Here is a 21,461-nt window from a genome sequence, read left to right on the forward strand (position 1 = left end):
GGGTTTTAGTCGCAACATTGGTCATCCTTCACCAATTTACAACTTGCCACAGCCAGCACTGCTCCGATGATCGGCGCGGTCAGATAAAGCCATAAATGTTCAAAGTGCCCAGAAATTAAGGCTGGGCCGATAGAACGAGCTGGATTCATGGAAGCTTTGGTCACAGGACCGGCAAACATGGCCTCGAGAAGAATAACTCCACCAATGGCGATTCCGGCCATCGTACCTACTTCTTTACTTCCTGTAGAGACATTGATGATCACCACCATCAAGAAGAAAGTGAGCAAGAGCTCTAGGATAAACGCTCGCCAAGCATCGATGGATGGAATGGTCGCCCCATACAATTCGGCCTCCGGAAATAGCACCCATAGCGTTGCGCTTGCAGCGATAGCGCCCAAGATTTGAACGGCAATATATTTAGGGACTTCTTTCCATCGAAATTTTTTGGAATACGCAAAAGCGATGGTCACTGCAGGATTAAAATGAGCACCAGAGATTTCACCGAACGCATATATCATGGCCATAACAATGAGACCCCAAGTAATGGCGATTCCCACATGCGATGGATCGCCTGTGAGCTCATTGATGGTCATAGCTCCTGTGCCGCAGAACATTAAAGAGAAAGTGCCGATGAATTCCGATACATAATTTTTCACAGCGAACAAATTTTTGACAAAGCTACGCAATGGTATTTTAAGGATTTGTTAACAATGCAAGCTTGTGTTTCGTTGTACCTTCGTTCAAACTAAATCAATTAACACTATACAAAATGAAAAAACTTGCCTTAGTAGCCTTTATGGCCATCGGCGCTTTTGCACTAAATGCACAAGTGACCACACCACAACCTAGCCCATTTGCAAAGGTGGAGCAAAAGGTAGGATTAACAGACATCACCCTTGAATATTCTCGACCAGGAGTAAAGGGTAGAACTATTTTTGGCGATCTGGTCCCTTATGGCAAAATGTGGAGGACTGGTGCAAATAAAAATACAATGATTTCTTTCAGTACCGACGTTAAGGTAGGAGGTAAAGACCTAAAGGCAGGCAGCTATGCCATCTTTACACAACCGAATGCCTCTTCATGGGATGTATTTTTCTACAGCGACACCAACAACTGGGGAACACCTCAGGAGTGGGATGAGAGTAAAGTTGCTGCGAAGGTCTCTGCGCCGGTTTCAGCGATGCCTATGAGAGCTGAGACCTTCACGATCAATTTTGGCCAACTTACGAACAGCAGTACAGAGCTCGGTTTTATTTGGGCTAACACCTATGCTGGTCTAAAGATTGAAGTACCTACGGACAATGCGGTGCAAGCTAGTATAGAAAAGACCATGGGCGGACCTGGACCTAATGATTATTTTTCTGCCGCTGTTTATTACTTGCAAGAAGGAAAGGATATCAAAAAGGCGATGACTTGGATCGATAAGGCGGTAGAGATGACCAACGATAAGCCACGATTTTGGTATTTGAGACAACAATCGTTGATCCACGCGAAAGCAGGAAAGACCAAGACTGCCATCAAAGCCGCCAAGAAATCTATGGAATTGGCCGAGAAAGCGGGTAACGCAGACTACGTAAAAATGAATAAGGACTCATTAAAAGAATGGGGAGCGTTGTAATTTGAATTACACATAAAGAATTAGGATTGACCTCACAGATCTACAACAGCTGTGAGGTTTTTTTTACGAATAAGACAATCCGATTTTATCGCGGATCTCATCGAGAAGTCGCATCAATTTTAGACTATGATCAAACGGCATCATTGGGCTTTCGGTTTTTCCTTCTCGGATCAATTGACCAAAATGTGCCGCTTCGCGATAATAACCTCTTCCCATTTTTTCAAAGGATAATCGCTCCGTCTTTCCGTCGATTGTAATGCTGACCTCAGAAATTTGATAGAAGTTGGTATGCATGATAAGGGTCGCCTTTTCATATTGAATCACGGCTTGCGTGGGCGTATGTTCTTTAAAGGTGCTGTACAACTTGGAAATTGCCTTATTTTTATGGGTCAGTCTAATGTTCAAGATCTCATCCACCTCCGTCGGTGCAAACTGGGCATCGGCCTCAATTTTTTCGGGGTATCCCAAAAGCGACAGTGCAAGAAAAATAGGGTAGATGCCGATATCCAATAGACTTCCTCCACCCAATTCCTTATTGTAGAGTCGTGAGTTGGCATCAAAAGGTACTTGAAAGCCAAAATCCGCCTCCATCTCTTTGATCTCGCCCCAAGTTTTTTGCCTTGTATGGTGCAACACATATTCATAATTTGGTAAAAAACGCGTCCAGAGGGCCTCCATCAGCAATACCTTATTAGTTTTTGCTTTAGCGATCATTTTCTTTACCTCTTTGGTGTTCATCGCAAATGGCTTCTCACATAGCACGGCTTTGCCATTTTCTAAACAAAGCATGGTATTTTTACAATGGAATGGGTGTGGGGTGGCGATGTAGATGGCTTGTACCTCTGGATCACTGGCCAGTGCTTCATAAGAGCCGTAACTCTTTATTGCTCCGTGTTTATTGCCAAAATCTCGCGCTTTATCAGTATTTCGAGATGCCACGGCATACAATTGGGCATTTGGGACTACCTTTAAGTCTTCGGCAAAATGGTCGGCTATATTGCCACAGCCAAGAATGCCCCATTTGATGATACTATCCTGCTGTTCCATGTTTTCTAGCAAATCCTTGTAAGACAACTGCGATAAGCATCACCAAGGCACAACCAAATAGATTCAGCCATAAGTACGGCATCCAATCGAACCACCATCCGACAACCACGATCAGTTGCGTAATGATGGCGGCCGTAAAAACGGCTCTCGCCTTTACATATCTAACGAAAAAGGCCAGAAGGAAGATTCCTAAGACATTGCCATAAAAGATCGACCCGATGATATTTACCAATTGGATAAGATTTTCTGCCAGACTTGCAAAACAAGCGACAATGATCGCGAGAATTCCCCAGATCAAGGTAAACAACTTCGTCGAGTTCACATAATGATGGTCTTCTTTCGCTCCCTTTAGATTTCTTTTGTAAAGGTCGATAGACGTTATGGTGGCCAAAGCATTTATTTCAGATGCCGTGGATGACATGGCGGCCGATAGGATAACGGCTAGCAGCAATCCGATCAGTCCCTTTGGAAGATTGTTCAAAATAAAGGTGATGAACATATAATCGCGGTCGTTGGTCTCTACCTCTTCATCTGCTTTAGAAATGATCGTCTTGGCCTCGGCCCTCAGCTTCTTTTCTTCGATATTGATCTGAAGAAGTCGTGCCTTGGTCGTTTCATTATTATCGCCATTCACAAAAGCCAAGCTGCGTTCGGCCTTTTCTTTTTCAAGAAGATTCAGTTGCTCTTGAAGCGTTCTGTATTCATCTGCATATTCAGAGGATAATACCACTTCTTCGGCCACAGGATTAAAATTCAAGGGTGTTGGGTTGAACTGATAGAAGACGAACACCATCACACCCACCAGAAGAATAAAGAATTGCATAGGAACTTTCAGCAGGCCGTTAAAGATCATGCCCCAACGCATTTCCTTTACCGACTTTCCAGAGAGGTACCGTTGTACCTGACTCTGATCCGTACCAAAATAGGCGAGGGCCAGGAAGCTGCCACCGATGATACCACTCCAAAAGGTGTATCGATTCTCTAGGTTGAACGAAAAATCAAGTACTTCCATCTTCCCGCTGGCTCCTGCAATATCCAAAGCGTTGGTAAAGGTGATTTCTTCAGGAATTAAATCGAGGGTGATAAAGAAGGCCGCGAACATCCCTGCAAAAATGACAAACATCTGTTGTTTTTGGGTGACGCTTACCGCTTTGGTTCCGCCAGTGACGGTATATATGATGACCAGCAGGCCAATTCCAATGTTTAGCCATACCAAAGGCCATTCTAATACAACAGAAAGAATGATAGCCGGAGCGAAGATAGTGATCCCTGCCGCCAATCCCCTTTGGATAAGGAACAGAATGGCGGTAAGCGTTCGTGTCTTCAGATCAAAGCGATTTTCGAGAAATTCGTAGGCTGTAAAGACCTTTAGTTTGTGATACAACGGAATAAAGACCAAACAGATGACCACCATCGCTATCGGTAATCCAAAGTAGAACTGTACAAAGCCCATTCCGTCGGTAAAGGCTTGTCCGGTAGTAGACAAGAAAGTGATCGCACTGGCTTGCGTGGCCATGACGGATAGTCCTATCGTCCACCATTTTGCCGAGCTTCCTCCGCGGATATAATCGTCGATGTTTCTATTCTTTCGTGTGACCCAGGAACCATAACCTACAATAAAGGTAAGGGTAGTGATAAGGACGATCCAGTCGAGTTGTTGCATCAATACATCATTGCTGTCATTCCTGAGAAGGCAAGAATCCAGATAGATCTCCCTTCATTGAGAATGAATTGTTAGTTAGCTGTTGTTTAGTTGAAAATGGTCATCAAAACGTAAAAGAATATGATGTAAATGGCATTGGCCACCAATACCACGGTATACATCTTCTCCCATGTAAATTTAGTACCCTTGATCATCCTTTTATCTTTTCGGTAGTTTCTACTTGATCTTTACCAATGGACAACATGTTTGCAAACAGCTTATAGGCTCCTGGTACGCCGGCAGGGAGTTCTCTAAAGAAACTAAGTCCGGTGTAGATGTAATGTCCTTCGCCGTATTTTGCAACCAACAAACTTCCATTCTTTGGACTTTCACCTTCATCATTCGTAGAAAGAATAGGCGTGAATTCGCTACCCCATTCATTTGGGAAATAGAGTCCCCGTTCTTGTACCCAACCATCAAAGTCCTTTTCGGTGATCGTATTTGGAAAGTTGACCAGTGAATGGTCTTTTGCCAGGATTCGCACATCGGCATTCTCATCGGTAACGCGATCTCTGGAAAGGCTTAGTTCAAATGGAGCCATCACATCTACACGGCGACTTGTATTGTACTGCGTGATCATAGTGCCACCATTCTTCACATACTCAAGCAAATACTTTTGTTTGAACTTCAATTCATCCACAGTATTATATGCGCGGATCCCAAGGACCACCGCATCAAATTTATCTAAGCTTGTCTCATCGATCTCTTTAGGGTCAATGATGGTCACGTGATATCCAATTTGCTTAAGGCTTTCCGGCACTGAATCACCCGCACCAACGATATAGCCAATATGCTCACCGCTTTTTTGAATGTCCAATCTTACCACCTTCGCCTCTGAAGGCAATAGAACCGATTGAAAGGGAATATGATCGTAATCGATCTCTACCAGTTCTTTGGTGTAGGTCCTGTCACCTACCTTCACGATTGGTGAGATTAGGCCTTCACTTTGGTCTTTAGGTGGCGTCACCGTAAAAACCACGGTTTTTTCTTCTCCTTTTTGATCGGTTTTAAAGTCGATGCTTTTAGGGGAGATGCGCCACCCCTTGGGATGTGCAAGCTGGATGTTTCCATCGATGTCTTCGCCTCCGGCCTTGATCGTGACTGGGATCTCTCTGGGGCCATTGGCAAAGATGATCACCTTCTCCTTGATGCTCGCCGTGACTTCCGGAAGGATCTCAAAAGGCTTGTAAAGTTCACCTTTATCTGGTTTGGAGTATCTGTAGACCACCGGTCTTTCAAATGGAATTACTACATTTTGAAATTTAAGTTTTATATCAGCAACAAGGGCTCTCGGGGTCTCTGGCTTTCCGATCAGCATCTTATCTCTAACTGCGTACATTCCAAGCGAAGCTTTTTCTTGTAGCCAGTAGGGCGCAGTGTTTTCCCATTCGGGATTGACACATACCTCTTTCTTCGTGGTAAATTTTTGATTGTCTTTCAAGGGTTGATTAAAAAGCAAACGGTTTTCCGGACATCCCCGGAAATTCACCTCCAATAATTGGATATTTGCATTGCTTCTGTTCAAGGCCTCAATATTCACTTCGATGCTTCCGCCTTCAGAAACAAAGGAATCAGCTGCTGAAGCCTCCAGATAGAGTCCAGCGCAAGCCGCGATGATCTCTTTGATCTCTTTAGATTTGATCGCTTTCCAGTGTTCGTCCTCCAGTTTACCGATCAATTGATATGCTCTTACCAGTTCTTCAATATGGATTGATGGATTGGCAAAGTTGAAGTTGTCTTCAACCTTTTTTAAGATCATTTGAATGGCCTTACCTCCTTTGACCCTTGTCCAAGTTGTATTGATGCCATCAAAGATGTTGTCTTTATCTTTTGGAAGGTCGCCTTTAAGCAATTCTACATATTCTTCCTGCGTACCGCGCGTGCTGAGGCGACCAAAACCTTGACACAGATGTTGACTGCTGGCGATGGAGGCCAATTCGTTATTGGATAGTCCTTTCATTGGATAATAGACCCCAATGTCCATGCTCAACATATTGGATTTATCCGCTTTCTCAAAATTTTCTTGACTTCCATAAAACCACCATGAGGTATTGAAGAATAGACGTTTGGGCTGCCAAGCGTCAACATGGTCCAACTGACTTGGATATTTTGATCTATCACCTACTAGGTCAAAGGCTTCCATACTTAACATGGCCGAAGCGGTATGATGGCCATGGGTTCGGCCAGGCGTGCGATGGTCAAAACGGTTGATGATCACATCGGGTTTAAACTTTCTGATGGCCCAAACCACATCGCTCAGCACTTCGTCCTTATTCCAAATGGCCAAGGTCTCATCGGGATGTTTGGAGTAACCAAAGTCATTGGCACGAGTAAATAGCTGTTCGCCTCCATCGACACGACGTGCAGCCAACAGTTCTTGTGTTCGAATTACACCTAGAAGTTCTCGTAACTCTGGACCTATCAGATTTTGTCCTCCGTCGCCTCGTGTCATCGAAAGATATGCGGTACGGGCCTTTACATGGTTGGATAGATATGAAATGAGTCGTGTATTCTCATCGTCGGGATGTGCAGCGACATACATGGCGCTTCCTAAGAAATTTAGCTTTTGGATCTTCTCGTAGATGGCAGTGGAAGACGGCTTTTCGGGCCGTTGCGCTTGTACATTGAAGACAAAGCACCAACCAAGGGCCAACAAGAGGAATATTCTGTGCATAACTAGAGTTTGGTTAGAATCCTTCCAAATATATAAAAGAAACGAGCGGAGACTTATTATTTATCTTTTCTTTAACGCTTGCTAAAGGCTATCACTACCATCATCCTGATAGGCATCTTTTTCGACGATTGAAACCGCTTTTTGAAGCAAGAGGTTATTTGGGTAGGTAATGATCTCACCCGCATCTGTTCTTAGCAAAAGATGAAAGGATTTAATGTCCTCAATCAATGCTTCGATCGGATGATCTTTGTCATGGATCTTTATTTTGTCTCCGATCTTATAGGGAAATGAAAAGAATAGGATGACCCCAGCGGTGATATTGCTCAAAATAGACCAGATGGCAAATAAGGCCACACCTACCACAGCGAAAACGGAGGAGAGTATTACGCCGAGCGATTGAAAATTGACACCCCAAATAAGCAGAGCGATGGCAATGGCGGTCAGTAAAAAGAGAAAATTGAAATATTTTCCCATCAGCAGCATACGGGCCTCATTGAAATCACTTCGTTGTCCAATTTTCTTGACCGTTTTTCTGAGAATTACTCTGATCAGTACGATGACGACCAAAATGATACCGCTTTGTATCAGTTGGTCTTTATGGGCAGTGATAAATTCGTTCATATTAGTCCAATCCTAAAGTATCTCGCAAAGATACATAGGCGTTGGAATTTTTTGACCAATAGGGAGATTTTATTGTTTTGATCTTTTTTGCCGTGGTGACCATTTCCTTCGCGTTGGGGCCAAAGCCACTTTTAAAAGTTTCTTTCCAGCTGATGACCTCGTATGGAAATTGATTGTTAAAGAGTATTTCCAAAGACCTGTTGAGCGAGGGATACACGAGCGAATAACGCATGGACGTTTCTTGAGTAGCTTTTTTAATTTCGACCTCGTAAGGCTTTAATTCGATATGCCTTAAGCGTACATATTCGAAGGAAGGAATCATCTTCAATTTGCCTGTTGGTAGGTCATTGGGATTGATTCTGATCTTCTGCCATATCTCATTCTCTAGCAAGGTCTTGTTCAAACTAAAATTCTGATCGCCTTCACTCTGGAAATAGGACCGGCTTTCCACTTCAAACTGCTCGCGATTGTTAAGCTGTGTAAAGACATGTCCACACCATTCTTGCATACTCATGGTAATTTTCATCGCATGTTGGCCATCAGTGACAGGGTAGAAGGTGCTGGTCATTATGGAATAGGGATAGATGCCAGTATTAAAATTTTTCGTAGCATTCAACTTTAATACAGAGGTGCTTTTTTCGTTACTAGGATAATCGGACTTCACTTGATCTTTATCAGAGAACGGCTCAGTGACATAGACAAGAACCGCTTTACCATCTCTTAGTTCGCCATAACGCGCCTGTTTTAGTTCGTAGGAAGTGATCTCGGCCTCACCAGCGTACCAGTATTTTTTAAAGGCTTCCGATACTGGTTTGGCCGCTTCTTTTGAGGTTGTAGCATTCAATTCAGTCGTGGAGGCTTTGGCGACCAAATCCTTCTTTTTCTGTTTCTTTTCTGAACAAGAGACCGCCGTCGCGATCGTTGCGATGATCAGGAAGATCCCTATTTCTAAACGGATATATCTTTTGATGAATGACATAGCTAGAAGTTTATGAGTTTATAGTTGAGCGTTTAAAGTTTAGTAGCGAGAGTCCAGAGTCAAGAATCATGAGCGACTAAAGGCATCAACCCATAAGACAATAAACTCATTTAGCTGTAAAGGTACACTCAAAACCTTAGTCGACCATGCTCATTAACGTTTTGTAAACAAGATGTACTGGCAAGCCCATGACGTTGAAATAGGAACCTTCTATCTTATCTACGGCGATATAACCGATCCATTCTTGGATGCCATAGGCCCCAGCTTTATCGAAAGGTTGGAAGGTATCAACATAGTATTGGATCTCTTTGTCGGTGAGCTCCTTAAAATGTACTTTGGTGATTGCATTCACCGTCTTTTCCAGGGTGGTGGTCGTAAAACAGACCGAAGTGATCACCTCGTGGGTATCGCCCGAAAGCGATCTGATCATCGCAAAGGCCTCCTCGGCAGAACGTGGTTTGCCCAGCGCTTTATCCTTGTGCCAAACAATGGTGTCTGAAGTGACGAGGATATCATTTGTTTTGAGTTCTTCTTTAAAGGGAAGTGACTTCAATTGTGCCAAATAATCCGAGATTTCATAATGCCGAAGTCTTGGAGGGTATTCTTCTTTGATAGGTTTTAGACGGATCTCAAAGTCCAGTCCAAGGTCTTTAAAGAATTGTTGGCGTCTTGGCGAACCAGAAGCGAGGATAAGGTGGTGGTCTTTTAGTTTTTCGGTGAGCATTTGTCAATTCTATTGATATTTATGTTATATCTAGTGCTTTGTGGCAAACCATTTTTGTATTTCTCTATGCAACTCTTCTTCGCTTATCGTTTCATTATTTCTAGATTTTTTGATACGTTCTTCTAATTCATTAATAAAAATTCTATCAAAGTAAGGCATATTAAAGTTTGTTTTTAGCAATTTGTTATGTGGTATTCCTTATGAGAAAAATTAAAGATATCAAGGAAGTTGTATTTAAACTAAATAAGAATCAATTTGTTTCCTTAAAAGCATAATATAAAACGATCACCGAGAAGATACCAAATAACATGACCACCTTTAAGACGGTGCTCAATTTTCTAAAATCCTGTTTCTTCTTGGCATTCCAGCTATTGATCACAAAATAGAACAATGGTCCAAAGACGAAGAGTAAGATATAACTCAACACACCTTGTTTGTCATATAAATATTTATAAACGAACAAAAAGATAACGACCATGACTGCCATCCCCAGTACAGCAACCAGCTTTGCCGTTCGTTCCCGACCCAAAAGAATGGGCAAGGTATTCATACCGCCGCCATAATCTCCATCTATATCTTCGATATCCTTGGTGATCTCGCGAAGTAAATTCACCAGAAAGGCAAAGAGCGCGTAGATGGCGAGCACCTTCAATGTCCATTGAGCCGCGGTCAGGTTGTGCTCATCGATCATTGGATAGATCTCAAAAAGTCCAACGATGAGAATGCTAAAACCGACCAAAGCGGAAACCAAGAGATTCCCAACTAGCAATAGCTTCTTTAAACTGGTCGAATAGATATATAACAAACCTGAGATCAGTACAAAGATGACGGCCATATTGTTCTTTCCGACCGTATTCGAAAGGTAGAGACCGATCACCACACCAACCACATTAAAACCGATAAAGAGATTATTCGCTAAGCTTTCCGAGATGCTTTTAGAAACGATGACCTTTTTGGGCTTGTTTATGAGGTCGATATTGACATCGTTGATGTCGTTGATGATGTTTCCAGCAGCTGCAATACAAATCGTAGCCAATACCAACAAAGCAAACTGCCAATCGTTCAATGCCGAGGCCTTCATCATCGGATCCACCACAAAATACTTGAAGACATACTGCGTGGCAGCGATGATCAGTAGGTTGGGGTAGCGGATGAGGTTGAGGATGGGGAGCATTTGCTAATTGAAGGTTTATAGTTTAGAGTTTATGGGTTTAAGGTTGTTTTGTGATTTTGTCCTTTTGTTTTCCCAATTTAATTCCATTCATGACCACGGTCTAAATTTACCCTGATGGTCAATCCTACCGAAGAACAGAAATTCTTCAATTGTAAGACTTCCTCACCAATTAATGTTTTCAGCTCTTTGTTCATTTCTATTTTTGAAACTAAATATTGCGTGACCGACATCAATAATTCGGAAGGGGTGCTCGAACTATACTTAAAGGATTTTATCATGTTCGCCTCAACCCTATTATTCTGGCCGAGTCTATGTGCTATATCTTCTATATGCGCTAAATAATCCATATCAAAAATCGTAAATCGTATTTCGTTATTTCATTTTCTCACGCCTTATGTAATAGACACTCTAACTGTTTCAGACAGTTTGCTTCACCTCCTTGCCTCGGCGTCGCAAAGACGTTGTTATGAGCAAAATGAAGATGTCATTCGTCTTTTATCTTTGTTCTTTTCTCTTGTTTCTAAACTCTAAATCCATAAACTCATAACCTCAAAAAACATAACTTTCTCAATCGTATCTCGCATCGATATTCCCATTCCATTTGCCTTGCACCTTCATCACCTGCTCGATCACATCCCTTACGGCGCCTCGTCCGCCTCTTTTGTGCGAAATGTATTTGCTGGCATCTTTTATCTCTGCAACGGCATCATTGGGACAGCAGGGCAATCCTACCATTTCCATCCCAGGAAGGTCGGGAATGTCATCGCCCATATAAAGTACGTTCTCGGCTTTGACATTACGTTTATCAAAATATTCCTGCAAGCGTTCGGTCTTTCTTGAAACACCCAAGTGGATATCTTTGATTCCGAGTCCTTCAAGACGCAATCGTACGCCTTCATTGCTTCCACCCGAAATGATACAGATGTTATAGCCTTTGTCCACCGCGGTCTTTAACGCATACCCATCCTTGATGTTCATGTTTCGCAGTTGTTGTCCATCTGTAGTGACCATGATCGTCCCATCGGTAAGGACCCCGTCCACATCAAAGACAAAGGTGGTGATATGTTCCAAGTATTCTTTATAGCTCTTTTCCTCCATAAGTATTGCTGATCGAATTGGTAAGCAATTCGTAAATTTTCCTATAAGTTGAATTGCTCAGCGAATGTACGTGTTTTTTGATAGTTTCTAGATCGTTTCGTTTGGCTGGACCCGTCTGCGCCTGCTTGGGTGATAGCGTCACCACTTTCTCTGCCGTCTCTTGGATGAGCGGTTTTAGCACTTCGAAAGGCACATCGTGCTCCGTACATATGTCACTTCCAATATGATACAGATGGTTCACGAAATTATTGACAAACACGGCCGCTAGATGCAGCGCCTTGCGCTGTTCCGAATCGATATGATAGACCTTTTCTGAAACTGCCTTCGCCAATTTTTCAAGTAGTTGTAGGTCTTTTTCGTCTTCCGCTTCCAAACAAATGGGAATCGTCTTAAAATCAAGGTCCTTTTCCTTAGAAAATGTCTGCAACGGATAGAAGACGCCTTTTCTGTTGTTGCTCGCAAGTCCTTCCATCGCCACGCTTCCAGAGGTATGTACCACCAGCGCGTTCATCGATCTGATCTCCGAAGAAACTTTGGCAACAGCGTCGTCACTCACGGCAATGATATACACATCGGCCATTGGCAACTTAGCGAGATCACTTCTGCTGCTCACTGCGCGAACTTCAACCGCATTTGAGGCTTTGAGTGCTTTATGTAGATGAAAGGCTACATTGCCAGTACCGATGATCACCGTCTTGAACATTCTTCTGTTTTATGCGAAAATAACAACAATTCTGTTAGCCGCTTTAGTATTTTTACGGCAGATCTTCAACTTGCAAAATGCCAAAGAAGAAAATAGAAAATAGAGAAGATGTGTTCTTGTTGGTGTCCAGCTTTTATAAAAAGGTGCGGAAAGACGCCTTGTTAGGGCCGATATTCAATACCCATATTAATGATTGGGACCACCATTTGCAGCATCTCACCGATTTTTGGGAAGGCAATCTCTTCTTTATAAAACAGTTTGAGGGCAATCCGCTCAAAAAGCATATCGAAGTGGATCAAAAGGAGGGTCACACTATTGAAGCACAGCATTTTGGCGTATGGTTGCATCTTTGGTTTCAGACCATCGACGAACTTTTTGAAGGCGAAAACGCCTATATCGCAAAGAACAGAGCCAGAAAGATGGGCACCTTCTTTCACCTTAATATCTTTCAGGCGAGACAGCAAAAGTGATGGTGCAATTGATTTCAATTTTGTTGAAAGAATATTAACATTCCCTTAGATTCTTTCAATTAAAGATTATCCCAAAAAATCCTCCAAATACACTATTTTTGCACACTGATTCCGATACTGGTCGGAATTCTTTAGGGAAACAATACAATGTACAGTTAGCAATGGACAAATTTCTTTCGAAGACCCTTTTTTCTACTCGTTTAATGGCCGTTTTATTTGTAGTCTTTTCAGTGGCGATGATCGTCGGTACTGGCATCGAAAGCAAGTACAGCACAGACACCGCACGCATTTGGATCTATAATGCCAAATGGTTTGAGGCGATCATGGTCTTCTTTGTGATCAATTTTTCTGGAAATATTGTCCGATATCGCTTATATAAAAGAGAGAAGTGGGCCACGCTACTGATCCACCTCTCCTTTATCTTTATCATCGTTGGGGCATTTATCACTCGTTATATCAGCTATGAGGGTATGATGCCGATCGATGAAGGTGCTACAGAAAAGGTATTCTATTCTGAAAAGACCTATCTCACCGTTTGGGTGGATGGCGAGATCAACGGGGAACCGAAGCGTCGCGTACTCCAAGAGGCCATCTTGGTAACGCCTGAAGCCATTAAAAGCAGCTTGCCATGGAACAAAGATTTTAACGGAGTGCCTTTTAGCGTCTCCTACGAAGGTCTTATCGATGGCGCTAAAGAAGGGTTGGTCGAAGATGCAAATGGAAAGCGCTACCTCAAAGTGGTGGAAGCCGGTGGCGGTTCACGTCATGATCACTATCTGGAAGAGGGAAAAGTGTCTAGCATCCACAACGTGCTTTTTGCGCTGAATGAACCTACCCAGGGCGCGATCAACATCACCATCAACGATTCTATATCGACCATCGAATCGCCTTTTGAAGGCAATTTTATGCGTATGGCCGATCAACTGCAAGGGCCATTGGTGAAAGACAGCGTGCAACCTTTGATGTTCCGTTCGTTGTACAATGCCGCGAATATGCAGTTCGTATTTCCAGATCGATTGGTACAAGGACGCTATGATATCGTAGAAATTCCGAAGGAAGAAAAGACCGATAACGACCAAGACGCATTGATTTTAAATGTATCCGCAAACGGAGATTCCCAGCAGGTGAAAGTAATGGGCTCTAAAGGAAATTCCAATCCGCCGAAAACGATGACCATCGGAGGCTTCGATTTTCATATTATGTATGGCTCCCGAATCGAGGAGTTGCCATTTAGCATCACCCTGAATGACTTTATCGCCGAAAAGTATCCCGGTACCGAGCGAAATCCCACACCAAGCTACTCTGCCTTTAAAAGCAAGATCACTGTAAACGACGAACGTCCGTTCGATTACGATATCTATATGAATCACGTCTTGGATCATAAAGGATTCCGCTTTTTCCAAGCATCCTTCTTGCCAGATGAAAAGACGACCATCCTCTCGGTCAATCACGACTTTTGGGGTACGTGGATCACCTATATTGGGTATTTTCTACTCTACGCCGCCTTGATGGCGATCATGTTCTTTGGAAAGACCCGATTCAAGGATCTAAGCAAGATGCTAAAAAAAGTAAAGGAGAAGAAAAAAGGGGTCGTTTCCATCGCGCTATTATTGATCGGCTTTCACGGTTTTTCGCAGGACGGACATCAGCATACCGAAGATGACGGCCATGATCATAGCACACATACGGTGGTAAAAGCACCATCCGAGGCAGAGATCGACTCTGTGCTACTAAAGAATCCTGTGAGCAAAGAACATGCGGCCAAGTTCGGGAAATTGGTCATTCAGGATCTGGGTGGACGAATGAAGCCAGCCAATACCTTTGCATCAGAATTGCTGCGAAAGGTAAGCAAGCGCGATAACTACAAAGGGCTTAATGCCGATCAGGTGTTGCTTTCCATGACCGAGAATACCTTTGCTTGGTACAACGCACCATTGATCTATCTAAAATGGCAAAATGATAGCATCCGTAAGTTGATCGGCGCCGAAGGGAAAGGGAGTCGCTTGTCACTGACCCAATTCTTCACCGAAAAAGGCGAGTACAAATTGGCACCCTACTTACAAGCGGCCTATCAGGCGAAAGTGCCCAACTCGTATCAGAAAGACATTATCGATACCGATCGCCGCGTTAATTTGCTGTATTCGGCCTTGGATGGCAGCATTCTACGTGTGTTTCCAGTGCCTGGTGACGAAAACAATACGTGGGTCTCTTATCCCGAGTTGGACCCTTCCAATATCAAAGGTACGGATTCGCTTTATGTAAAGAACATCTTGCCTTTGTACGCCACCGCTTTGCGAAACGCCAGGAAGACGGGCGATTATAAACAGACGGATGAGTTGTTGGAAAGCGTGAAAGCGTTCCAGAAAAAATACGGAAGCGAGGTATTGCCTTCCGAACAACAAATAGAGACCGAAGTGCTCTACAACAAATTGAACATCTTTAACAAGCTATATCGCTATTATGGGATGTTTGGGCTGTTGCTTTTTGTCTTTCTGATCATGCAGATCTTTAAGGACCGAAAGTGGTTGCGCATCGCGATCAATAGCGGGAAGGCGATCATCATTGCGTTGTTCCTGGCACATACCGCCGGACTCCTTGCGCGTTGGTATATCTCGGGACACGCGCCTTGGAGTAATGGCTATGAGGCTATCATCTATGTGGCTTGGGCCACGATGGGCTTTGGCTTGGCCTTTATCAAGAAATCGAATTTGACGCTGGCAGGAAGTGCCTTTGTCACTTCAATCCTTTTATGGGTGGCCCACCAAAGCTGGACGGACCCAGAGATTGCCAATCTGCAAGCTGTTTTGGATAGCTACTGGTTGATGATCCACGTTGCGGTGATCGTTGCCAGCTATGGTCCCTTTACTTTAGGGGCGATTCTAGGCATCACCTGTTTGTTGCTGATCTTGCTTACCAACAAAGAGAACAAGAAACGCATGAAGCTCAATATCGAGGAGCTGAGCATCATCAATGAGTTGTCGTTGACGGTAGGTTTGGTGATGTTAACCATCGGGAACTTTCTTGGCGGACAATGGGCCAACGAGAGCTGGGGCCGCTATTGGGGTTGGGACCCGAAGGAGACCTGGGCGCTGATCAGCATCTTTGTCTATGCCTTTGTGATTCACATGCGATTGGTGCCAGGACTCCGTGGCCGCTTTGCCTTTAATATGGGCGCGATCATCGCCTTTATGTCGATCATCTTTACCTATTTTGGAGTGAACTTTATCCTCTCGGGGCTGCATTCCTACGCTAGCGGAGATGCGATCATCGGTATTCCCTTCTTTGTTTGGTATACGGTGATCTTTGCAGCCATCGGTGCTGCGGTATATCCAAAGTATCGGAAGTATTATAGGAAGTAAGAGGCTGACTGTATTTGGAAGATAGGAGCTAATTATTATCGAAGAAGGCTTCGTAGTTTTCATCGGTGCGATCCAAGATGACTTCTGAGGCTCGCTTTCTGCTAATTTTCCTGTAAGTAATAAAATAACTGTCATTGGACATTAGCGTGAATCGCGATTTCCCGATCCTTTTGACTTTAAATTTCATCACATCCTCCGAATTGTAGTAATAAATATTTCCCATTCTTATAATACCACTTACTTTACCAATATCTGGAGGTATTCTTATTTCGGTCGTACCGAAGCCGACATAACTGAATTTTAGGATTCTGGTCCTATTGATTCTTGGTAGGTTGAACTCGACAAAGCCGTCAAAATCGGATTGCCAGTTGGCCTCTTCCTTATCTAAATTGCATTTAACTCCAGGAAGAGGATATTTGCTATAAGTCTCGAAGATTTGTAGTCTTATCTTCAACGAATCTGAATCGGTTTTTTCAAGCTTTACATTACGCTGCAGCGTCCCTAGTTTATCGGTGAATCGTAAGTTTAAGGTGTCATTGACCAATTCGTATTCGCCACTTCCAAAACCACTTCCAGTACAACCGAAAATTGAATAATTGAATTGTTGATTAATCTTAAACTCAAAGATTTCGGAAGTGAAGCTGATATCCTTGTTAGCAGTATAATATATACCTAATTTAAAATCTTGGCAACATATTAGGGTTGAATAGAATAAAGCTACTAGCAGGATGGGATTTTTCATGTTGGTTGTTCCAAATTGTCAAGTCAAAACTACTTATTTTGAGAATGAAAAGAAATCATGAATGAGTGAGTGGTGTTTCTAGGTGAGGGAATGAGTTTTCAGCTTTAATTTGGGAATAGTCAAGATTTTACGTATAAAGTCAGTGACCGTTGGGCTCTTTGATGTCCCAATTAAAATTTAACGCTTTGCACTTTGGGCATACGACATACTCACCCGAAAGATCATCCATACCACAACGGTTACATTTCCCATGTGTTCCATTGATGTGCAAAAGAATGAATTTGGCGTTTAGCATAGGCATGTTATCTATAGATTCTATTCTTTCTAGTAACTCGGCAAGTTGATAATTTGCCTTCAAATTCGTCAATGTTCTTTTTTCCTCAAGTGAAAAATCCGGAACATCAAATTCTCTGTCCAAACATCGTTGACATTTCATTTTCATTTTAAATATTTGTAGTTTTTACCGGTTTTGACTGCACTTATTACTAATAAAATTATTAAAAGCAATTGAATGGCCAATAAAACATAATAGGTCGTATTCCATGCATTTCCACCATTTTCTATGATTTCACTGTTTAATGAAGAGTTTTCGAGCTTACTAGGAATAGCTCGTATAGAATGCACTATGGCAATCAGGGTGGTGAAGATCAAGATAAGGATACTGCTTGCACTGATAAAAATTAGATTAGCAATGATGTTCTTAAATTTTTGGCTAAGCATGCGGATCAGATAGACAACGAAAAAAATGAACGTTAAAACAAAAACGAACAGTGCGAACCTTGGAAGGATATAATAGGTGTCATATACGTTAATATCTGTCGTTGAACTTAGGTCGAAATCGCTAAAGCCTGAAGGTGCAAAAAAGAGTGCAAACGCTAAAAGTGTGCTTCCAAGGAGCCAGTATGTTTCTTTTTTTGTCAAGGCTTATGCAGATTTAGTTTTATAGGAAACGTTAATAAGCAACCCATCTGAATCACGCTTTCGGACTCGTTACTTCTAGCCATTCTCATTGCTACTCTTTATTTCAATATTTCATTTAACTTTTCTAATAACCAATTTGAGGCAATTAGGACTGCTTGAAAATCATCATTATTAATTTCTTTTGCATGAGCATCGACTCGATGTCTATTTATTAAGGTTAAGTATATGTCAAATAACTGTTTGTCAATGAAAACCTTTTCGAAAATATTCCATTTTTGAAGTACGAACTTTTTTAAGTCATCTAGATAAATTTCATTTTTACCATCTAAAATTTCATCTAAGTTTAATGCGGATAATCTTTCAAATCTTCTTGAACTAGAATCAATTATTTTAAGGAATTCGATTCTTCCTTTAACATTTCCAAACTGTAGTTTCAAGTTCAATTTGATTAATTCTCGAAGCTTTTGTTCTCCCAACCCTCTTTTTTCGGTTATTTTTTTCCATTTATCTGAGGTCGATATGTCTGCTGGTACTTTTTGAGTTTTATTTTTTATATAGTCTCTTATAATGTCTATTTTTATGAAATAATTGTCATTATCTTTTTCTAATAAATTATAACCAATAAGATGTTCCGTAATAATGTCACTTTCGGATGTTTTTAAATTTGCTTTACCTAAAGCGAAATGCTCCAATAGTTCATACTCCTCTGGGTACCAATTTTTTAATACTTGAATGATTAGGTCGATATAGTCTACTAACCTTTTATCGAAAATTTTTTTCTTTGATTTGTAGTAAAACTTTGTTGCTCTAGTCGGTCTTGATTTTGTCAAATCATTATGCATAAAACTACAAACTTGTCTGATTAAAAAAGGATGACCTCCAAATTCTTCAGTCAAGTAAGTATATATTTCTTCATCATACGTAATCCCCATATAATTACCAATTGTACTCACCATTTCTTTTACTTGCTCTACATTAAAGAAATTCAAATATTTCGGCGTAATCATACGGTAAATTGGATTGTCAAAACCGTTGACCTCACCTGTTTCAATAATTTTTGGATTTACTCCAGAGATAAGAAATGAAAATAAATAATTATTTGCTTGATATGCAGACCTTATAGTTTGCCAAAAACTCATATAATCTTCTCCACTTTTCCAATGCTCTGTAGAACTCAACGAAAATGTTAAGTTTTCTATTTCGTCGAATATTATTAGTAGTCTTTTATTATTTAATGTTTTGTATGCTTTTTTTAAATCAGAAACAAAAGAACTCGAAGCATTTTTTTCTGAGTAGTCAGTCTCTAAGTCTATTTCATAGTTAAATTTAGATTTAAGCTTAGTCGATATTCTATGCATAATATACTCGATTGTTTCATACCATCTTCTTTTATGTAAAGAAGGGTCTTGGCAATCAATAAAAATTGAAAACTCGTCTCTAGCTATAAGCTGTCTTTCTAAAGCATAAAGTACTGATGTTTTACCAATTTTTCGTAAACCAAATAATCCAGAATTTTCACCTGTTCGGTATTTATCATAAAAAAAATGTACAAATTCATTTCGCCCAAAAAAATAGGTGTCGTTTTGAAGTGGTGATTCAAATGAAAATAAATCACGTCCATAAAAATGCTCTTTTAATCTATTCCAAATAGTTTCTTGGGTATTCTCTTGAAAAAACTCGTCATAGTGATATGGTACAATAATTCTTGATTCTGGTTCTCTAAGTGTTAATTCTTTTATTTTTTCTTGAATATTTTGGTCATTACTGACCAAAAGAAAACATAATTTATCGAGTCGGTTTGTATATTCAAACATTAGTTTATCTACAAAATCTAATATTCTCGTATCAAATGTGTCATACCTAAGCATTATGACTAGAATTTCACGTTCCAATCTAAATGCTTCTTGAATTCTTTCAGTGGGTCTTAGAAAAGCAAATGAATAATCAGAGCCTTTAAAATTTTGATATTTAGCAAAAGTTACGAACCAAAGTTGTTTTAATTGCCAAACTAGATGTTTTTCAGACCTAAAAAATCCGGCTTTGTTTAAATCAATATTTCTATGTATTCCTGGTTGTAATTTATCTGACATATTGCGTTTTGGGTTATCTTTAACTATTTTATAAAAGCAATGGCATTTGTTTCGTGGATAATATATTTTGATGAAGTTTATCTACCTGTATAGTTAGGATAAACTCCATTCGTACTTTGTCTCGCCATAAAATTATAAACTTCGCTTAAGCTTTTGTTACGGTTTTCCCGTAATTCCAGGTGATTGTTAATAGTTTATTGTTATTTGTTAATGATTGTCGATTTTCCAAGTTTAAAGTGGATAGTTGATAAGTTTAGTGATATTCCAGCTCCTTTTTGTCGATCTGATTACAAGTTGAACGCAACTTTTATATCTTCTTTTTTGCATTGCCCAAAAAAGAACCAAACCTGCCCGTACCGAGCGGCACGTTCGGGCGGGAAACGCTAGCCTGATGACTCTTCTTCACCCGTTATGAATTCTATTCAAGACCAAACACAACTCGTCTTCGTGGAAGACTCAAACAGTATTTGGTCTGTTTTGAATCTTCATTCATCGGGTCCCGAAGTCGAATCGTAGGGCGGTATTGAATCGTAAATGTTCTATTCTATTTTTTTCTCTCTTTTCTTATGTCCGGTCTCTTGCATCTTGTCGGTTTTTTCCAAGTTTAAAGTTGCCAGTTTATGAGTTTAGCCATATTCTTGTTCCTTGTCGTCAATTTTTAAAAGTAAGCCTCTAAACGCATCAACTCGACACTTTTTAATTGACTATTTTTTTAAGTTTAAAGTTTATGAGTTTAGTGATATTTCTGTTCTTTATCGTCAACCTCTTAAGCCAAACTCCCACACTTATAAACTCATTAATTCTTTCCTATCTCTTTTCTGTTGTCTGTAGTCTGTTTCTGTTTTGCCTGTTAGCTGGTAATTTATGACGGTATTTCAGGATATCTAGTCGCAGCCGCTAAAGCAGCCTCCTTGTTTATCATGGCAGCAAACGCATCCGTCAGAGCAATCGCATAAGATCTTATTCGCCTCATTTTTACAAATACCACAATCGAAGATAGCCCTGCATGCTGTGTATTTTACCATTCCTCTAGCACAGCAAATTGAGAATCCATCACTCGTGCCTGTATGTTCCGAGGAACTCAAAATTTGCACGGCATAGCTCTTCATTAGACCATTCAATCTTGGGTTATCATACGCAACTTTTATAAGCCTTTCTTCATCCTGTTCCCAGTTTGACTCTTTATTTAGTGAACCATCTTTCATTTTCCGAAGGAACATGCCTAGCTTGTCGTCATTGAGTTCCAATAATTTATCGAATGCAAAAGCGACTGCTAGCGTATCCAGTTTCGTAATTCCGTTAGCGTTATCCTCTATCACTTGAGTGTTTTTGTTGCAACCAAAGAAGATCATGGTCAAAATATAAACAATGATAATTTTAGTTTTCATCGTGATTAATATTAAAAGGTTATTTTTCTAGATGGTGTCTCCATTACTTGTCTCTTGTCTATTTTTCAAGTTTAAAGTTTATGAGTTTGGCGATATTCTTGTTCCTTGTCGTCAATTTTTGAGGGTAAGCTCTTAAACGTCTAAACTCCTA

19 protein-coding genes are annotated in these 21,461 nt (G+C 41.0%); 3 read left to right on the plus strand and 16 right to left on the minus strand.

Annotated features, from left to right (window positions below; translation table 11 throughout):
• Positions 1-5 precede the first annotated feature (5 nt).
• Positions 6-656 carry an MIP/aquaporin family protein gene (locus tag ACFQ1M_RS06225; protein ID WP_386405488.1) on the minus strand — a complete coding sequence of 217 codons (651 nt, stop codon included), beginning with the start codon at positions 654-656 and terminating at the stop codon, positions 6-8.
• Between the two features lie 113 nt (positions 657-769).
• Here ACFQ1M_RS06225 and ACFQ1M_RS06230 point away from each other — a divergent pair, with 113 nt between their 5' ends.
• Positions 770-1,618, plus strand: a complete 849-nt coding sequence (locus ACFQ1M_RS06230; protein ID WP_386405492.1) for a DUF2911 domain-containing protein — start codon at positions 770-772, stop codon at positions 1,616-1,618.
• A gap of 63 nt (positions 1,619-1,681) precedes the next feature.
• Here ACFQ1M_RS06230 and ACFQ1M_RS06235 read toward each other — a convergent pair whose 3' ends face one another.
• From ACFQ1M_RS06235 to ACFQ1M_RS06280, 10 genes are all read right to left on the minus strand, one after another.
• Positions 1,682-2,665 (minus strand): Gfo/Idh/MocA family protein, encoded by a 984-nt coding sequence (locus ACFQ1M_RS06235; RefSeq protein ID WP_386405495.1) that lies wholly within the window; start codon positions 2,663-2,665, stop codon positions 1,682-1,684.
• Complete coding sequence (locus ACFQ1M_RS06240; RefSeq protein ID WP_386405498.1) at positions 2,649-4,328, minus strand: sodium:solute symporter; 1,680 nt, start codon at positions 4,326-4,328, stop codon at positions 2,649-2,651. Before ACFQ1M_RS06240 ends, ACFQ1M_RS06235 begins: the two co-directional genes overlap by 17 nt.
• Positions 4,329-4,518: 190 nt before the next feature.
• Entirely contained in the window at positions 4,519-7,041 is a 2,523-nt protein-coding gene (locus tag ACFQ1M_RS06245) for a PIG-L family deacetylase (RefSeq protein ID WP_386405501.1), read from the minus strand.
• Between the two features lie 81 nt (positions 7,042-7,122).
• The gene (locus ACFQ1M_RS06250) at positions 7,123-7,662 is read right to left on the minus strand and encodes a mechanosensitive ion channel domain-containing protein (protein WP_386405504.1); all 540 of its coding nucleotides are present in this window, start codon (positions 7,660-7,662) and stop codon (positions 7,123-7,125) included.
• 1 nt (position 7,663) lies between these two features.
• On the minus strand, positions 7,664-8,641 hold the full coding sequence (locus tag ACFQ1M_RS06255; RefSeq protein WP_386405507.1) for a septum formation inhibitor Maf: 978 nt from the start codon (positions 8,639-8,641) through the stop codon (positions 7,664-7,666).
• Between the two features lie 136 nt (positions 8,642-8,777).
• Positions 8,778-9,365, minus strand: coding sequence for a Maf-like protein (locus ACFQ1M_RS06260; protein WP_386405510.1), 588 nt, complete (start codon positions 9,363-9,365; stop codon positions 8,778-8,780).
• Positions 9,366-9,615: 250 nt separating this feature from the next.
• On the minus strand, positions 9,616-10,539 hold the full coding sequence (locus ACFQ1M_RS06265) for a geranylgeranylglycerol-phosphate geranylgeranyltransferase (RefSeq protein ID WP_386405513.1): 924 nt from the start codon (positions 10,537-10,539) through the stop codon (positions 9,616-9,618).
• A 77-nt stretch (positions 10,540-10,616) separates the two neighbouring features.
• Positions 10,617-10,886 carry a hypothetical protein gene (locus tag ACFQ1M_RS06270; protein ID WP_386405516.1) on the minus strand — a complete coding sequence of 90 codons (270 nt, stop codon included), beginning with the start codon at positions 10,884-10,886 and terminating at the stop codon, positions 10,617-10,619.
• A gap of 220 nt (positions 10,887-11,106) precedes the next feature.
• A complete protein-coding gene (locus ACFQ1M_RS06275) occupies positions 11,107-11,637 on the minus strand; it encodes a KdsC family phosphatase (protein ID WP_386405519.1) in 531 nt (176 codons plus the stop codon).
• Positions 11,618-12,340 carry a Rossmann-like and DUF2520 domain-containing protein gene (locus ACFQ1M_RS06280; RefSeq protein ID WP_386405521.1) on the minus strand — a complete coding sequence of 241 codons (723 nt, stop codon included), beginning with the start codon at positions 12,338-12,340 and terminating at the stop codon, positions 11,618-11,620. The genes ACFQ1M_RS06275 and ACFQ1M_RS06280 overlap by 20 nt, the downstream gene beginning before the upstream one ends.
• 77 nt (positions 12,341-12,417) lie before the next feature.
• Here ACFQ1M_RS06280 and ACFQ1M_RS06285 point away from each other — a divergent pair, with 77 nt between their 5' ends.
• Together ACFQ1M_RS06285 and ccsA are read left to right on the plus strand one after the other, a co-directional pair.
• Positions 12,418-12,810 carry a group III truncated hemoglobin gene (locus ACFQ1M_RS06285; protein ID WP_386405524.1) on the plus strand — a complete coding sequence of 131 codons (393 nt, stop codon included), beginning with the start codon at positions 12,418-12,420 and terminating at the stop codon, positions 12,808-12,810.
• 161 nt (positions 12,811-12,971) lie between these two features.
• On the plus strand, positions 12,972-16,169 hold the full coding sequence (ccsA, locus tag ACFQ1M_RS06290; protein WP_386407072.1) for a cytochrome c biogenesis protein: 3,198 nt from the start codon (positions 12,972-12,974) through the stop codon (positions 16,167-16,169).
• Positions 16,170-16,197: 28 nt separating this feature from the next.
• On the opposite strand, the gene ACFQ1M_RS06295 is transcribed toward ccsA, so the two are convergent.
• The 5 genes from ACFQ1M_RS06295 to ACFQ1M_RS06315 all read right to left on the minus strand — a co-directional run bounded on the left by ACFQ1M_RS06295 (position 16,198) and on the right by ACFQ1M_RS06315 (position 21,310).
• Entirely contained in the window at positions 16,198-16,911 is a 714-nt protein-coding gene (locus ACFQ1M_RS06295; RefSeq protein WP_386405527.1) for a hypothetical protein, read from the minus strand.
• Positions 16,912-17,050: 139 nt separating this feature from the next.
• Complete coding sequence (locus ACFQ1M_RS06300; protein ID WP_386405530.1) at positions 17,051-17,353, minus strand: hypothetical protein; 303 nt, start codon at positions 17,351-17,353, stop codon at positions 17,051-17,053.
• Positions 17,350-17,832 carry a hypothetical protein gene (locus ACFQ1M_RS06305; protein WP_386405533.1) on the minus strand — a complete coding sequence of 161 codons (483 nt, stop codon included), beginning with the start codon at positions 17,830-17,832 and terminating at the stop codon, positions 17,350-17,352. The genes ACFQ1M_RS06300 and ACFQ1M_RS06305 overlap by 4 nt, the downstream gene beginning before the upstream one ends.
• Before the next feature lie 98 nt (positions 17,833-17,930).
• Positions 17,931-19,922 (minus strand): hypothetical protein, encoded by a 1,992-nt coding sequence (locus ACFQ1M_RS06310; RefSeq protein WP_386405536.1) that lies wholly within the window; start codon positions 19,920-19,922, stop codon positions 17,931-17,933.
• Positions 19,923-20,806: 884 nt separating this feature from the next.
• Positions 20,807-21,310: a hypothetical protein gene (locus ACFQ1M_RS06315; RefSeq protein ID WP_386405539.1), complete on the minus strand. Its 504-nt coding sequence runs from the start codon at positions 21,308-21,310 to the stop codon at positions 20,807-20,809.
• Positions 21,311-21,461: the final 151 nt, after the last annotated feature.

It is taken from the genome of Sungkyunkwania multivorans (assembly GCF_042675645.1).
GTDB lineage: Bacteria > Bacteroidota > Bacteroidia > Flavobacteriales > Flavobacteriaceae > Sungkyunkwania > Sungkyunkwania multivorans.

What these genes read in the sequence shown, in the direction of transcription:
- ACFQ1M_RS06230 (WP_386405492.1), top strand. Translation starts at nt 770, where the DNA reads ATGAAAAAACTTGCCTTAGTAGCCTTTATGGCCATCGGCGCTTTTGCA.
- ACFQ1M_RS06235 (WP_386405495.1), bottom strand. Translation starts at nt 2,665, where the DNA reads ATGGAACAGCAGGATAGTATCATCAAATGGGGCATTCTTGGCTGTGGC.
- ACFQ1M_RS06240 (WP_386405498.1), bottom strand. Translation starts at nt 4,328, where the DNA reads ATGCAACAACTCGACTGGATCGTCCTTATCACTACCCTTACCTTTATT.
- ACFQ1M_RS06245 (WP_386405501.1), bottom strand. Translation starts at nt 7,041, where the DNA reads ATGCACAGAATATTCCTCTTGTTGGCCCTTGGTTGGTGCTTTGTCTTC.
- ACFQ1M_RS06250 (WP_386405504.1), bottom strand. Translation starts at nt 7,662, where the DNA reads ATGAACGAATTTATCACTGCCCATAAAGACCAACTGATACAAAGCGGT.
- ACFQ1M_RS06255 (WP_386405507.1), bottom strand. Translation starts at nt 8,641, where the DNA reads ATGTCATTCATCAAAAGATATATCCGTTTAGAAATAGGGATCTTCCTG.
- ACFQ1M_RS06260 (WP_386405510.1), bottom strand. Translation starts at nt 9,365, where the DNA reads ATGCTCACCGAAAAACTAAAAGACCACCACCTTATCCTCGCTTCTGGT.
- ACFQ1M_RS06265 (WP_386405513.1), bottom strand. Translation starts at nt 10,539, where the DNA reads ATGCTCCCCATCCTCAACCTCATCCGCTACCCCAACCTACTGATCATC.
- ACFQ1M_RS06270 (WP_386405516.1), bottom strand. Translation starts at nt 10,886, where the DNA reads ATGGATTATTTAGCGCATATAGAAGATATAGCACATAGACTCGGCCAG.
- ACFQ1M_RS06275 (WP_386405519.1), bottom strand. Translation starts at nt 11,637, where the DNA reads ATGGAGGAAAAGAGCTATAAAGAATACTTGGAACATATCACCACCTTT.
- ACFQ1M_RS06280 (WP_386405521.1), bottom strand. Translation starts at nt 12,340, where the DNA reads ATGTTCAAGACGGTGATCATCGGTACTGGCAATGTAGCCTTTCATCTA.
- ACFQ1M_RS06285 (WP_386405524.1), top strand. Translation starts at nt 12,418, where the DNA reads ATGCCAAAGAAGAAAATAGAAAATAGAGAAGATGTGTTCTTGTTGGTG.
- ccsA (WP_386407072.1), top strand. Translation starts at nt 12,972, where the DNA reads ATGGACAAATTTCTTTCGAAGACCCTTTTTTCTACTCGTTTAATGGCC.
- ACFQ1M_RS06295 (WP_386405527.1), bottom strand. Translation starts at nt 16,911, where the DNA reads ATGAAAAATCCCATCCTGCTAGTAGCTTTATTCTATTCAACCCTAATA.
- ACFQ1M_RS06300 (WP_386405530.1), bottom strand. Translation starts at nt 17,353, where the DNA reads ATGAAAATGAAATGTCAACGATGTTTGGACAGAGAATTTGATGTTCCG.
- ACFQ1M_RS06310 (WP_386405536.1), bottom strand. Translation starts at nt 19,922, where the DNA reads ATGTCAGATAAATTACAACCAGGAATACATAGAAATATTGATTTAAAC.
- ACFQ1M_RS06315 (WP_386405539.1), bottom strand. Translation starts at nt 21,310, where the DNA reads ATGAAAACTAAAATTATCATTGTTTATATTTTGACCATGATCTTCTTT.